The sequence below is a fragment of the Hymenobacter sp. B81 genome (genome assembly GCF_044628455.1).
In the GTDB taxonomy this organism is placed as follows: domain Bacteria; phylum Bacteroidota; class Bacteroidia; order Cytophagales; family Hymenobacteraceae; genus Solirubrum.
Map to the genome: position 1 here is coordinate 586203 of NZ_JBIYZW010000002.1, position 12747 is coordinate 598949.

Annotated in this window: 10 protein-coding genes; 3 read left to right on the forward strand and 7 right to left on the reverse strand. The window is 62.0% G+C overall.

Annotated features, from left to right (window positions below):
* Positions 1–32 precede the first annotated feature (32 nt).
* Positions 33–1106: a PorP/SprF family type IX secretion system membrane protein gene (locus ACE191_RS13620; RefSeq protein WP_400192780.1), complete on the reverse strand. Its 1074-nt coding sequence runs from the start codon at positions 1104–1106 to the stop codon at positions 33–35.
* A gap of 153 nt (positions 1107–1259) precedes the next feature.
* Between ACE191_RS13620 and ACE191_RS13625 the strand changes: the two genes are divergently transcribed.
* Both ACE191_RS13625 and ACE191_RS13630 read left to right on the forward strand, forming a co-directional pair.
* The gene (locus ACE191_RS13625) at positions 1260–4334 is read left to right on the forward strand and encodes an AsmA family protein (RefSeq protein WP_400192781.1); all 3075 of its coding nucleotides are present in this window, start codon (positions 1260–1262) and stop codon (positions 4332–4334) included.
* 504 nt (positions 4335–4838) lie between these two features.
* The gene (locus tag ACE191_RS13630; RefSeq protein ID WP_400192782.1) at positions 4839–5678 is read left to right on the forward strand and encodes a DUF4382 domain-containing protein; all 840 of its coding nucleotides are present in this window, start codon (positions 4839–4841) and stop codon (positions 5676–5678) included.
* Positions 5679–5820: 142 nt separating this feature from the next.
* On the opposite strand, the gene ACE191_RS13635 is transcribed toward ACE191_RS13630, so the two are convergent.
* From ACE191_RS13635 to ACE191_RS13660, 6 genes are all read right to left on the reverse strand, one after another.
* On the reverse strand, positions 5821–6441 hold the full coding sequence (locus ACE191_RS13635; protein WP_400192783.1) for a thioredoxin family protein: 621 nt from the start codon (positions 6439–6441) through the stop codon (positions 5821–5823).
* A gap of 88 nt (positions 6442–6529) precedes the next feature.
* A complete protein-coding gene (locus ACE191_RS13640; protein WP_400192784.1) occupies positions 6530–7030 on the reverse strand; it encodes a DinB family protein in 501 nt (166 codons plus the stop codon).
* A gap of 146 nt (positions 7031–7176) precedes the next feature.
* Positions 7177–7644 carry a DUF6970 domain-containing protein gene (locus ACE191_RS13645; RefSeq protein WP_400192785.1) on the reverse strand — a complete coding sequence of 156 codons (468 nt, stop codon included), beginning with the start codon at positions 7642–7644 and terminating at the stop codon, positions 7177–7179.
* Between the two features lie 177 nt (positions 7645–7821).
* On the reverse strand, positions 7822–8226 hold the full coding sequence (locus tag ACE191_RS13650) for a diacylglycerol kinase family protein (protein WP_400192786.1): 405 nt from the start codon (positions 8224–8226) through the stop codon (positions 7822–7824).
* Complete coding sequence (locus tag ACE191_RS13655; RefSeq protein WP_400192787.1) at positions 8219–8815, reverse strand: GNAT family N-acetyltransferase; 597 nt, start codon at positions 8813–8815, stop codon at positions 8219–8221. Before ACE191_RS13655 ends, ACE191_RS13650 begins: the two co-directional genes overlap by 8 nt.
* Before the next feature lie 447 nt (positions 8816–9262).
* The gene (locus ACE191_RS13660) at positions 9263–10237 is read right to left on the reverse strand and encodes an XRE family transcriptional regulator (protein WP_400192788.1); all 975 of its coding nucleotides are present in this window, start codon (positions 10235–10237) and stop codon (positions 9263–9265) included.
* Positions 10238–10571: 334 nt separating this feature from the next.
* Between ACE191_RS13660 and ACE191_RS13665 the strand changes: the two genes are divergently transcribed.
* A complete protein-coding gene (locus ACE191_RS13665) occupies positions 10572–12686 on the forward strand; it encodes a hypothetical protein (protein ID WP_400192789.1) in 2115 nt (704 codons plus the stop codon).
* The last annotated feature ends 61 nt before the right edge of the window (positions 12687–12747 follow it).

Consider the following 12747-nt stretch of genomic DNA (forward strand, 5'->3'; position numbering starts at 1 on the left):
CGCGGGCAATCAGATTGCAATATTACTGATTCTCAAAAGACAGGGCAAGGTGGGGCCGCGTAATTTTTCCGTCGCAGACGGCGCTTCGCGGCTTCAATCAAATCAAACTTGGTTAAACTCAATGTTATTTCGTGGGCCCCGCCGGTTTCGCGGCTAAACTGGCTGAGACTCACGTCGTAACTGTAGCCCAGACGGAATCCGTTCCCGGTCAGGCCGAGCAGGGCCACCAGGGTTTGCTGGGTAGCGCCCGGGCCGGGCACTGCCCCGCGCCAGACCAGCCCGGCCGTCAGCGGCGTGATGGTACCGTACACGCCCAGCTCCAGGCGCTGCGAGCCGCCTTGGTAACTGTAGGCCGCCGTGGGCGCCACGCTTACCTCGCGGTACTGGCGCTTGACGGTGGTTTTCACGAAGTAGTGCTTGTAGCCGCCGTGCAGGGCCAGCCGAAAGGGCAGCACCGCGTCGTCGGCTACGCCCACCACGGGCTGGTTGGCGTGGTCGAGGGCCAGGCCAACCCAGGCATTGGACGTGTACACCAAGCCGCCGAGGCCCAGCGAGAGGTAGTGCACCGGGTCGTACACCAGGGGCTCGGCCGTGGGGCCAAGTTGCTGGCCGTCGTCGGCGAGCTGGTCGCCGAAGAGCAGGTTGCCGTAGCTGATGCGCTGCGAGCCGTAGGAGGCCCGGGCGCCGCCGCTCACGTAGAGTTGCGGGCTGAGGCGGGCGTGGTAGGCGTAGGTGAAGCCGGCTTCGAGTCGGGTCAAACTCAGCCCCCCGCCGCGGTCGGCGTTGATGAGCAGGCCCACGGCGCTGCGCTGGCTGGCCAGGCGGTAGTCGGCCGCCAGCTGGGTGGTTTGCAGCGCCCCGATGAGGGTGGGATACTGATTGCGGTAGGTGAGCGTTACGCTGGCATCGTCGAGCAGGCCGGTGAAGGCCGGGTTCAGGTGCAGGCGGGTAGCGTAGGGCTGCGAGTAGTACACGTCCTGGGCCCGCGCCGCCGGGGCTGCCACCGCCCCCAGCCCGGCCAGGGCCACCCACAGCTTGCCGGTCCGCCCGGCCCGGCGGGGCGAGCGGCGCAGCAGCAGGCAGCGCAGAAAACGGGTGGGTGGCATACGCAACGATTAGAACGCGGCGGGACTCGGGTTTGGTACGCGGCGCGGGGTGGCGGAACTAAAATTGCAACTTCGCCCCTGTTTAGCTTGCTTCGTCACCTGCCGGCCACCCCTTAGAATGCCGCTGGTGCTTCGCCTTCAACTTTTTATCCCATGCGAAAATTTTTTCTGGGCCTGCTGATTTTCCTCGTGGTGCTGGTAGCCGCCGTGGCCCTGGCCCCCATTCTGTTCAAGGACAAAATCAAGGCCGCCCTCGACCAGCAGCTGGCCCAAAAGCTCTCGGCCAAGGTGGAGTACCAGCCCGAAAACGTGGGTTTGAGCCTCTTCCGCACCTTCCCCGACCTCGACCTGAGCGTGGAGCAGCTGCGCATCATCGGCCAGGACTCGTTTGCCCGCGACACCCTGGCCTACCTGCCCCGCATCGGCATCGGGCTCGATCTGATGAGCGTCATCCGCGGCGAGCAGATTCAGATCAACTCCATCAGGCTCGAGCAGCCCGACATCCACGCCCACGTGCTCAAGAGCGGGCGGGCCAACTGGGACATCGTCATTCCCGACTCGGCCCTGGCCGAGCAGGGCAAGGACACCAGCGCCATCCGGCTCACGATCAAGGGCTGGCAGGTCGACAACGGCCGCATCCGCTACCAGGACCAGAGCATTCCGTTTGCCATGGAGCTGCGCGGCGTGAACCACAGCGGCTCGGGCGACTTTGCTCAGAACGTGTTCGACATGAAGTCGCAGACCACGGCCGAGGCGCTGACCATGAGCTACGACGGCACCACCTACCTCGACCGCAAGCAGCTCAACGCCGACGTGACCCTGGGCATGGACCTGGACAAGATGCTGTTCGCGTTCAAGGACAACCAGGTGCGCCTGAACGACTTTCCGTTCAGCTTCCAGGGCCAGATCGGACTGCCCAACGCCACCGACATCACCTACGATTTGACCTTCAAGGCCCTGGAAACCGACTTCAAGAACATCCTGAGCTTGGTGCCGGGCGTGTTTACCAAGGATTTCAAGGACATTGAAACCGCCGGCAAGATTGCCTTCAGCGGCTACGCCAAGGGCGTGCAGAACGAGGTGCAGATGCCGGGCTACGGCCTGAACCTGCAAATCAAGGACGGCATGTTCCACTACCCCAGCCTGCCCCAGGCCGCCCGCAACATCAACGTGGACATGGTGGTGGACAACCCCTCGGGCTTCACCAACAACGTGAAGGTGAACGTGAAGCAGTTTCACCTCGACCTGGGCAAAAACCCCATCGACGGCAACGTGGCCATCGACGGGCTGGAGCCAATGAAGGTGGACGGCCGCGTGAAGGCCAACGTGGACCTGGCCGAGATGATGAAGGTGTACCCGGTGCAGGATCTGCTGCTGCGCGGGCAGCTGTTTGTGGACGCCACGGCCAAGGGCACCTACTCCAAAACCCAGATGCCGGTAACCCAGGCCGCCCTGCGCCTGAGCAACGGCTACGTGAAAAGCAAGCAGTTTCCGGCCCCCATCGAGAACCTGACGCTCAACGGCACCGTGACCAACGCCACGGGCCAGGTGAACGACACGCGCATCAACATTCCCCAGTTTCGCATGCTGCTCGACGGCGAGCCGCTGGAGGGCCGCGTGGCCGCCCAGAACATCGACAAGCCGGTGTTCGACGCCAACATCAAGGGCGTGGTGGATCTGACCAAGCTCACCAAGATTTTCCCGCTGGAGGGCATGACGGTGACCGGCCGCCTCAACGGCAACATCGCCGCCAAGGGCAGCATGGCTGACATCGAGGCCGAGCGCTACCAGAAGGTGGTGGCCTCGGGTACGGTGCAGGCCCAGAACGTGACCTACAAGAGCGCCGACCTGCCCCAGGGCCTGAAGGTGACCTCGGCCACGGCCAACTTCAACAACGACCAGATTGTGCTGCAGAACATGCAGGGCTTCGTGGGCTCGTCGGACATTGCCGCCTCGGGTACCATCGCCAACTACATGGGCTACCTGTTTACGCCCGGCCAGAGCCTGCGCGGCAACGTGAACGTCAGCTCGCGGCGCTTCAACGTGAACGAGTGGATGGTGGACGAAGCCACCGGCCAGCCCTCGGCTACCGCTACGGCCGCCAAGGGCAGCTCGGCCGCGCCAGCGGCCACGGGGGCCCAGGGCGTGCTGGAAATTCCCAAGTTCTTCGACCTGAAGCTGAACGCCGACGTGGACCAGGTGGTGTACGACAACCTGAAGCTCGACAACCTGAAGGGTACCGTGGCAGTGAAAAACCAGGCGGTAGACCTGAACGGGCTCACGTTTAACACCCTGGGCGGGCAGTTTGCCACCACCGGCAGCTACAACAGCCGCGATTTGCAGCACCCCAAGTTTGCGCTGGGGCTGAACATCAAGAACCTGGACTTCCAGAACGCCTTCGCCGCCTTCAACTCGGTGAAAAAGCTGGTGCCGCTGGCCGGGCAGGTGGAGGGCATCTTCTCCACCAACTTCAACGTGAGCGGCGAAATGGGCCCCGACATGATGCCCGTGTACAGCACCCTCACCGGCAAGGGCTTGTTTGAGATTGTGCGCGCGGCCGTGGGCGCCTCGCCGGTGCTCACCAAAATCAGCTCGCTCACCCAGCTGCAGGAGCTCAAGAGCTTTGCCGTGAACAACAAGGACGTGGCCGCCGAAATGCTCAACGGCAACTTCATCGTCAAGCCCTTCGACTTCACCATCGGCCAGATCAAAAGCACTGTGGGCGGCTCGTCCAACATCGGCGGCAACCTGGAGTACGTGATGGCGCTGGACGTGCCCACCGGCAAGGTGGGCAACGCCCTCAATGCCAAGCTCACCCAGCTTACCGGGGTGCAGGACATCAAGGGCACCGAGCGCGTGACCATGGGTTTGAAAATCGGCGGCACCATTGCCAACCCCAGCGTGAGCCTGACCACCGGCAGCGTGAAGGGCCAGGCCAAGGACCTGGCAAAAAGCTTGGTGACCAGCGTGGTGCAAAGCAAGGTGGACGACGCCAAGCTGAAACTGGCCGCCAAAAGCCAGGTAGCCCAGGACAGCGCCCGCCGCGAGCTGGAGCGCCGGCAGCAGGAAATGCAAGCCAAGGCCCAACAGGAAATCGAGAAAAAGCGCCTCGAGGCCGAAGCCAAGCTCAAGCAGAAAGCCGCCCAGGGCCTGGGCAACCTGTTTGGCAAGCCCAAGAAGCCCGCTGCGCCTGCCGCCCCGGCCGATACGGCCAAGACCGGCAACTAAGCAAGCGGGCTTGGTCCAATCACGCCGCCCTCCTCTGCCCCTCGCGGGCCGGGGAGGGCGGTTGTGGTTTAAACCGGGGGCTGGTACCGCATCCGGCCAGTTGTAACGAACCGCAGCTAAAATGGCACATCCGTTACAAGATTTGTAGCGGATTGTAGAAAAAAATCTTCATCCGTTACAAGTTTGGTAGCAAACCCGGAATTTTTTCCAACATCCGTTACAAGAGTCCCGCGCCTTCGCACTAGTAGGCCGCAACGGGCTGGAGCCGGCCCCGGGTGCCCGCTATGATTAGGGCGGGAGTCGGGCAGCTACCCGCGCTCAACAGGCGACTGGGATGATCGGCTGAACCAGGCAGCGGTGCCGGGCGGGTATGGGGGTTTCTTGGAATAGGCAAATAAATAGCTGGGTTTTGGCGGGGTTTTCTTGGTTTTGTAATCCTGGTGGCACGATGTTTCGTAGGCAGCTCGTTACAACCCCCTGCTTACTACCTTCCCCCCTCCACCGATGAAAAAACTAGCCATCCTTTCCCTGGGGACCCTGCTGGCGCTGGGCCTGGGCAGCTGCAGCGAAGACAAAGATTCGGCGCAGACCTCTAAGCTGGAGGTGCGCCTGACCGATGCCCCCGGCGACTTCCGCAGCGTGGTGCTCGACGTGCGCCAGATCGAGGTGCACCTCAACGACGAAGGCAACCCCGACGGCTGGGAGCTGCTGCCCTTCACGGCCCAGGCCATCAACGTGCTCGAGTACGTGAACGGCCGCTCGGCCCTGCTGGTGAGCACCGATTTCCGCCCCGGCGACCTAAAGGAAATTCGCCTGGTGCTGGGCCCCGACAGCTACGTGGTGGGCAGCGACGGGCAGCGGTACGACCTGAAAACGCCCAGTGGGCAGACCTCGGGCGTGAAGCTCAAACTCGACCGCGTGAGCTTGCGCGAGCGGGAAACCTTCCAGCTGCTGCTCGATTTCGACGTGGCCCGCTCCATTGTGGAACGTGGCAACTGGCGCCCCGGCAACGACAAAAAGGAGCGCTACCTGCTCAAGCCCGTCATTCGGGTGGTCGATCAGGCCCTCAACGGCGGCCTGCGCGGCACGGTAACGCCCGCCGCGGCCCTGCCCGAAATCCTGGCCATCCGCTCGTCCATTCTGCCGGCCGACACCTTCAGCACCCGCGCCGACGCCACCGGCGCCTACCAACTGATGGGTTTGCCCGCGGGCACTTACACCGTGAAGGCCTTTGCCACCACCCCGGCCCCGGCCAGCCAGCCAGCCTACCGGGTAACCGAGAAAACCGGCGTAACCGTGACCAACAACAGCGTAACGACGGTTACCACCCTGTCGCTGAACTAAGCAACTGGTTCAATCAGGCAAAAAGCCCCTCAACCGCGCGGTTGGGGGGCTTTTTGCCTGATTGAAGACTTCCATTGCCCGTCATGCTAAGCCTGTCGGAGCGTGCAAAATGGGCTGGTCATCTCTCTGAATTAATTCGCCACTAGCCGAGCTGCTGCACCAGGGCCAGCAGCTCCTGCTGGGTCGAGCGCGTGCGGTCTTTGGCGTACCAGGCGTGCACCTGCTCGGCGTAGACCTCGTGGCTGGCACCTTCGGCCTTCAGGCGCAGCAGCAGCTCCTGGGCCGCGGCCGGTCGCGGCCCCCAGTGCGCCACTTCGGTCAGGTCGTCGGCGCGCAGTACCACCAGCTTGGGAATCGAGCGGCTGGTGCCGGTCAGGTAGCGGTCCATCAAATCCAGGTTGTCGTCGCGCAGCAGGTAGCGGGTTTCGAGGCGGCCCTGACTGGCCTGGGCTACCTGTTCGAGCACGGGCACAATCTGGGCCGCATCGCCGCACCAGCCCTCGGTGAGCACCAGCCACACGTAGCGCTGGCCAAGCTGCGCCAGCGCGGCCTGCAGCTCGGGCAGCACGGTGGTGGTTTTGTCGAGGCGCGACATGCGCTGCTCGTTGAGGCGGGCGTAGGCGGTCAGCTCCACCGACTGCTGGGGCCCGGTGGTGAGGCCCTGGGCCAGCAGCTCGTCGATGAGGCGGCGGTAGCTGGCGTAGGTGTGGGCGGCTTGCAGGCGGGCGGGCGAGAGAACCGGGGCGGCGGTGGCGGCGGACATAGGGAAACGAGCGTCAGGTGGAAAAGTCAGCGCATAAAAAACCCCTCCGGGCCCGGAAGGGTTTTGACAGCCGGCCGTGGTCGGCGGCCTACAGACTGGGCACCGACTGCGCCGCGGCTTCCGACAGCTCGCGGCAGTAGGTGATGAAGTCGGTATTGATGGGCTCCAGGCCATGCTGGCGCAGCTCGGTGGCCACCTGGGCGCGGTGGTAGTTGGCGTGCACACAGGCGTGGGTCAGAATGTCGGACACCTGGCTGTGGTAGGCTGCGCCCAGCGAGTTGGTGTAGCCGATCAGGCGGTGCAGCTCCGGCTCGTCGGCGTCCTGGGTGTAGTGGTGCAGCGAGGGCGAGGTTTGCAGGTGCAGCTTGTGCAGGCCGGCCAGGTCGTGCTCCTGCCACACCTTCACGGGACTTTCGGTAGCGGTGAGCCGGGCCAGCCAGATGGCCTGCGCATTGAGCACGTGGCTGAACAAACGCAGGCTGCGCTCGGGCAAGGTGTGGCCCGCGGCCACGATGCCGTCGAAGTGGGCCAGCAGCTTGGTGTTGGCCCACAGGTTGTAGGCTCCCAGCTTTTCAATCGTGTTGATCATTGCAGTCGTGAGGTAATGAACCAGCGAACTGGTAAGAAAGGGAATGAATGGAGCGGCGGATGTTAAAGGTCTAGGGGGCTCAATTGTTGGCGGGCGGGTTGCTACGGGGGCAAATCACCCAACGAAGGCGTGACTACCGCGCCGGTTTACCGTTCGCGCGGGTCCTGCCAGACCAGCTGCTCGTTGGTGCGTTTTTTCTCGAAGTCGGCGCAGTTGCCGTCGCCGCGGCCGGTGATGCCGCCGTCGGGCCGGCAGAGCACCACGCCCTTGGCGTCGTAGAGGGTGCTGAAGTTGTCGCAGCAGGGCGCCGACTCGTAGTACACCGTCTGCCCGTTGTACTGGTAGCTGAGCACGCGGATGGGCGGATTCTGCACCCGGGCGGCCATATGCTGGCTGATTTTCTCGTCGAGCCAGGCCGGGCGGTTGCGCTTGTCGAAGGCCATCTGCGGCTGATCGGGCACCGGCGTGGTGGTGGGCGTCGTGGTCGGGGCCGGGGTCGAGGGGTTGGCCGTGGCCCGGGGTTCCGAGGTGTCGGTGGGCGTGGTCAGGTCGACGTGGCGGGCGCAGGCGCCGGTCAGCAGCAAGGCGGCGACGAAGGAGGCTACACGAAGCATAGGTCTTCCGGTGAAAGGGCGGCAAATGTACGAGCAGCTCGTGCTTGCGGCGGTATGCCGCGGCCGAAACAGCCCGTTTCCGCATACGCAAACCCGTTGGCAATGGCTGCTTGCCCCATTGGCCCGCTGCCGCTCACCCCCTTCTTACCCGTTCGCGGAGTTTGTTCTAATCAGGGTTTAGCTTAGCCAGCTCAGCGCCCAGGCCCACAGCGGCGGGCCGAGCACCAGCAGGCCCACGGCGGCGGCGGCCAGGGCCGTAACGAGCACCGCGCCGGCGGCCACGTCCTTCACCCGCCCGGCCAGCGGGTGAAACTCCGGCGACACCAGGTTGACCAGCGTTTCCAGGGCCGTGTTCAGCAGCTCGGCCGTCCACACTGCCCCGATGGCCAGCGCCAGCAGGGCCCAGTCGTGGCGCGTGAGGGGCAGGCCCAGTCCCACGGCCACCACCAGTCCGGCGGCCAGGGCGTGAAAGCGCAGGTGGGGCTCGGTGGTGAGGGCCGTGCGGATGCCCTTGAGGGCGAAGCCGAAGCTGGCCAGCTCGCGCTGCCACGGCCGGCCCGGGCGCAGCGGCGGCTCAGCCACGGTAGTCGAATTCGCGAAACACCGACTGGCGCAGCTTTTCCCACTCGGGCCGCAGCACGCTGAAGTACACCGAGTCGCGGCGCCGCCCGCCCTGGGTGAGGCAGTGACTGCGCAGAATCCCCTCCTCCACCGCGCCCATGCGCCGCATGGCCTCGCGCGAGGCGTGGTTGCGCGCGTCGGTTTTCAGCTCCACCCGCTCACAGCCCAGCTCCCCGAACGCATACTTGAGCAGCAAATGCTTGGCGGCGCGGTTAATGCCCGTGCGCTGAAACGCGCGGCCCAGCCAGGTCCAGCCAATTTCCAGGCGCTGGTCGGCCAGGGCAAACGAGCCGTAGCTGGTGCTGCCCGCCAACCGGCCGGTTTCCAGGTCGATGATGGCGAAGGGATAGCGCCGCCCCGCCTCCCGGTCCTGCAGGGCCTGGGCCAGGTAGGCGGCCAGGGCCACGTTGTCGCGCGGCGCGGGCGTGAGGGTGTAGCGCCAGATTTCCGGGTCGAAGGCAATCTGCTTGAGGGCCTCGAAGTCACTGGCTTCGAGCGGCCGCAGGCGTACCCGGCTGTTTTCGAGCGTGATGCAGCGCGTGCAGTCCATTCAGTTGCGGGTTGTCAGTTGCCAGTTGATGGTTGACGGGTTGTCGGTTGCCAAGCCGCCGGCGGGTTGGGTGGAGAAGGGCGAGGATGGGCGGCCCAAAGATGCGAAAAAGCCCGCCTCCGCACCGGCCGGGCGCCGCCCCTGCCCCGCGAACCACGAAAAAAACGGCGGCCCCGGGTGGGGCCGCCGTCAGGCAAAACCAAGTGATGGGGGTAGAACAGAAAGGACAAAAAGACTCTAAGAAAATATTCGCGAAAAATTTGCGAAAAAAGCCCTTCACGGCCCCAAAACAGGCTTTTTGAGCTTTAAACGGAAAAATTCGCGAAAAATCGAAAGGGACAAACCCTTGCAGCCCGCTTGGATTGGGCTTGGACTGTGGCCCGAGAACGGCCCGAAACAGCCCGCCAACTTGCACCAGCCCCGGTTAAATGGCCCAAAAACGGGTCTTTAATCGGGGTTTTCTGCGTCTTTACCTGCCACTGAAAGCGCTCTGGAGCTGCCCACCGCCTTGCGCATTGCTTCAACCTCAGCACGCAGCCCCTCATACATATCACGCAGGTCACTGGTGGTGTCTTCTACCCACTCCAGCTTCTGGTATAGGTTCTCATTGGGGTTTGAAGCGTCTGCGCTCAGGTGCAATACAAAGCGCCAAAGCTCAATAATGTCCTCTGCTTCGATGTTAAACGATGGATAACGGCGGTTATCGGAGCGGCAACGGATGAAACCTAGCTGTTTAAGGCGGTTTTTGATGCGTTTAAACTGGATGCCATAGGTGTGGCTGACAATTACGTAGCAGTCCAGGTCACGGATGCTGTCCCACTCGTGCGGCTCCAGGCGCACACAGGCTACGTAATCCCCATCCCTGAACTTCTCTTCCATGCTATCCCCTACGATGGGCATGATGGCCGTTTGCTTGCCTCTGGTGCCCATTAAGAGCGGCGGAAGGGATGCGTAGGCCAGGTGCTCAAAGTATTCCTGTGTCTGGTAGCCTGTGAGGTAGTTGGCTGCGGCCTTTCTGTTGATAACAGGTGACACCAGGTTATCAGTGGTGTCCTGCGTAACCACCAGCACCCGCACCTTATCATCTTCTGTGTGCTGGGTGTTTTTTGTTCTTTTCGTTTTGCTGGGATGCGTTTGGTTAGCGGATAGGTTAGCAGATTGGTTAGCAGATTCTGTGGTAGCGGGTGGCTGTGCCGTTCCTAAATGGAACATCGGGCCGCGCTCTGATAGGATGTAGTCGGCTGAAATGTTCAGTGTTTCGGTTAGGAACATGACCACTTCCAGGCTCACTTCCCTTCTGCCAGATTCCATATTGGCCAGGTAAGCCCTGGAAAAGCCCAGCAAATCTGCAAATGCCTGCGGGCTATGCCCTAGCGCCTTCCGCACTGCTGCTAGACGCTCATTTATGGTTGTGGCAGGCATGGATATGGAAATTGAACGATTCTGTTCCTGTTAGGAAAAAATATGTGTCGTAACGCTTGCTATTGTTCCAAATAGGAACAACATTTGTCTCACTTCACGGGACAAATATGAGCAACACAACTGACATAATGAGCAGAATCCAGGCAGAGGGCAAGCGTGCCGATGCCGTGGAAATAGCTAATCGGGTTGGGGTTAGCGCTAGCCTGGTGCGGAAAGTGGCCGGTGGCATTCGGAAGAATGACCTGGTGCTAAAGGCATATGGCAAGCTCCTGGATGAGCGCAAGCGTGCTCAGCAGAAGTTCCAGCGTGCCAACACAGTGAAAGGCCAGCAGCCGTGCGCTTAATCGACAACCAATTATTCCTGGAAGTCGATGACTTCGTGGCGCTGGGCTATACGCCTGGCACCGTGAAAGTCAATCTTTCCAAGCAGCGTGCCCTGTGGCGCGGTATCGAGTCGATGAACGACCCGACCGACTCACGGCGCAAGTTGTACGCCTACCATAGCCTGGCATCTGAGATGCGGGATAAGGTGAAGACGCTTACTGAAGGACAAGACCCTATCATCTGGGCCCTGAAGCGTGAACAGGCTGCCGTGCTGCGGCAATTCCTGCCACCAGTGCCCAAAAAAGACCTGGAAATCCTGCGGAACTACCGCATAGAGCGCGAAAGTGCTGACCTGAACACGGGCGAAGTCATCAGCAAGCAGCTGAGCGGCCTGCCTGAAGACAAAATCAAAGCCTATGGCCAGGCGTGCCGCTGGCTGGCTCTGCTGAGTGACCCGCGCTGGAAGAAGAAAGAAGCGCGTGTGAAGGTGAGCAAGGCATTTGAGGCCATGCCGGACTTCCAGGCTGCCTGTGTGTCGCTTTTTGAGGGTGATGGTGTGAAGCTACCCACCAACCCTTCCAAGCTGGCAGCGAAGGTGCGCGAGTACAAAGAGCAAGGCGCGGCCTGCCTTATCAGCAAGGCATTCGGCAACACCAACACCCGCAAGATTGGGGATGAGCAGCTGGAGTACCTTATCAAACTGTACTCTGATGGCCGCAAACCATCATTTGAGCAAGTAACGGCCTGGTACAACGAAGCTGCGGTGCGCCGTGCTGGGTTTGGCCTGGAAATGTGGCCGGAAATCACGGCTGGCACCACGAAAAACAACCTGCTGGCCAGTGATGTGCAGCCGGTTTGGTACATGGCCCGGCATGGATTTGATGCCTGGAAAGCCCGCTATGAGTACACAATGCTGTGCTATAAGCCCAGCCAGCGTGACATTCAGTGGGTCATCGATGGCACCAAAGTCAACAAGCGTTACCGCACCGCGAAGGGCGTAAGCGCGAAGCTGAAGATGCTGGTGGTGATGGATGTGGCCACCGAATGCTTCCTCGGCTGGGCATTCGCAGAGAAAGAAGATGCCACTGAAGTAGCCAAGGCCGTGCGCCTGGCCATGCGCCGCAGCGGTGGCGTGCGCCCCTACCAGTTCCTGTACGATAATGACAGCTCGAATAAGCTGTTTTTCAAGAATCTGGCTGGGCTGCACTTCCCCGCAATGCCCTACAACGGCCAATCAAAAACCATCGAAGGAGCCTTCAAGCGCCTGCAAATGGGCGTAATGCGGGCTGACAAGAACTTCACTGGTCAGAACATCAAAGCCCGCCGCCTGGACAACCAGGAAAACACGGATGGCCTGAAGGTATCCGACCTGCCCACGCTGGCTGAGTGTATTGCCCAGGCAGAGCTGGAACTACATGCCTGGAACAACACGCCTGGCAAGGATGGCAAAAGCCCCAAACAGCGCTACGAAGCCAGCGAAAACCCCATGCCGCAGTACCTCACTGCGGAAGATGAAGTGGATGCGTTCTGGGTGTGGAATGAAATGCCCATCCAGTACCGCCGTGATGGCCTGCGCCTGACGAAAAACGGCACCCAGCACGTCTTTGAAGTGGTGGATGAAGTGGAAGGTGACGTGCCTGGCATCACGCAGCTGGTGCCTGACCTGGACTTCCACAGCCGCTTCGTGGGCAAGGTCTTCCGCGTGAAGTATGACCCCGAGAACGTGGGTGATAAGGTGGCCTTGTACGTGGGTGATGATAAGCGCTTCATCGGGTTTGCCCACGCGAAGCAGGCCATGCCCCGTGCCGTGGCAGACTACCAGCCCGGCAGCCGTGCGGCCATCGATGTGCGCCTGAAGGTGAAGAAAGACCAGGCCAGCCGCGTGGTGGGCAAGCAAGCTGACATCACAGAGCGCCTGGATGCTGAAGACATCCTGAAGCTCGGGCACCGCTTCATCAGCAAGGAAGTGGAAGCCGCAGCTGAAGAAGACTTCCTGGCAGCTCAGGACGTGGCCGCAGCACCCAAAGCGCTTCCCAAGCCCAAAACGCCTGCACTGAGCACGGATGTAGATGCTGACCGCGCTGCCAAAAGCGCCTGGCTGAAAAACATCCGATTTGACGAGTAACAAAAGCAAACCCGCCCACGGGTGCAACCGGGGGCGGGCTCATTCAAAAACCTTCCAACTC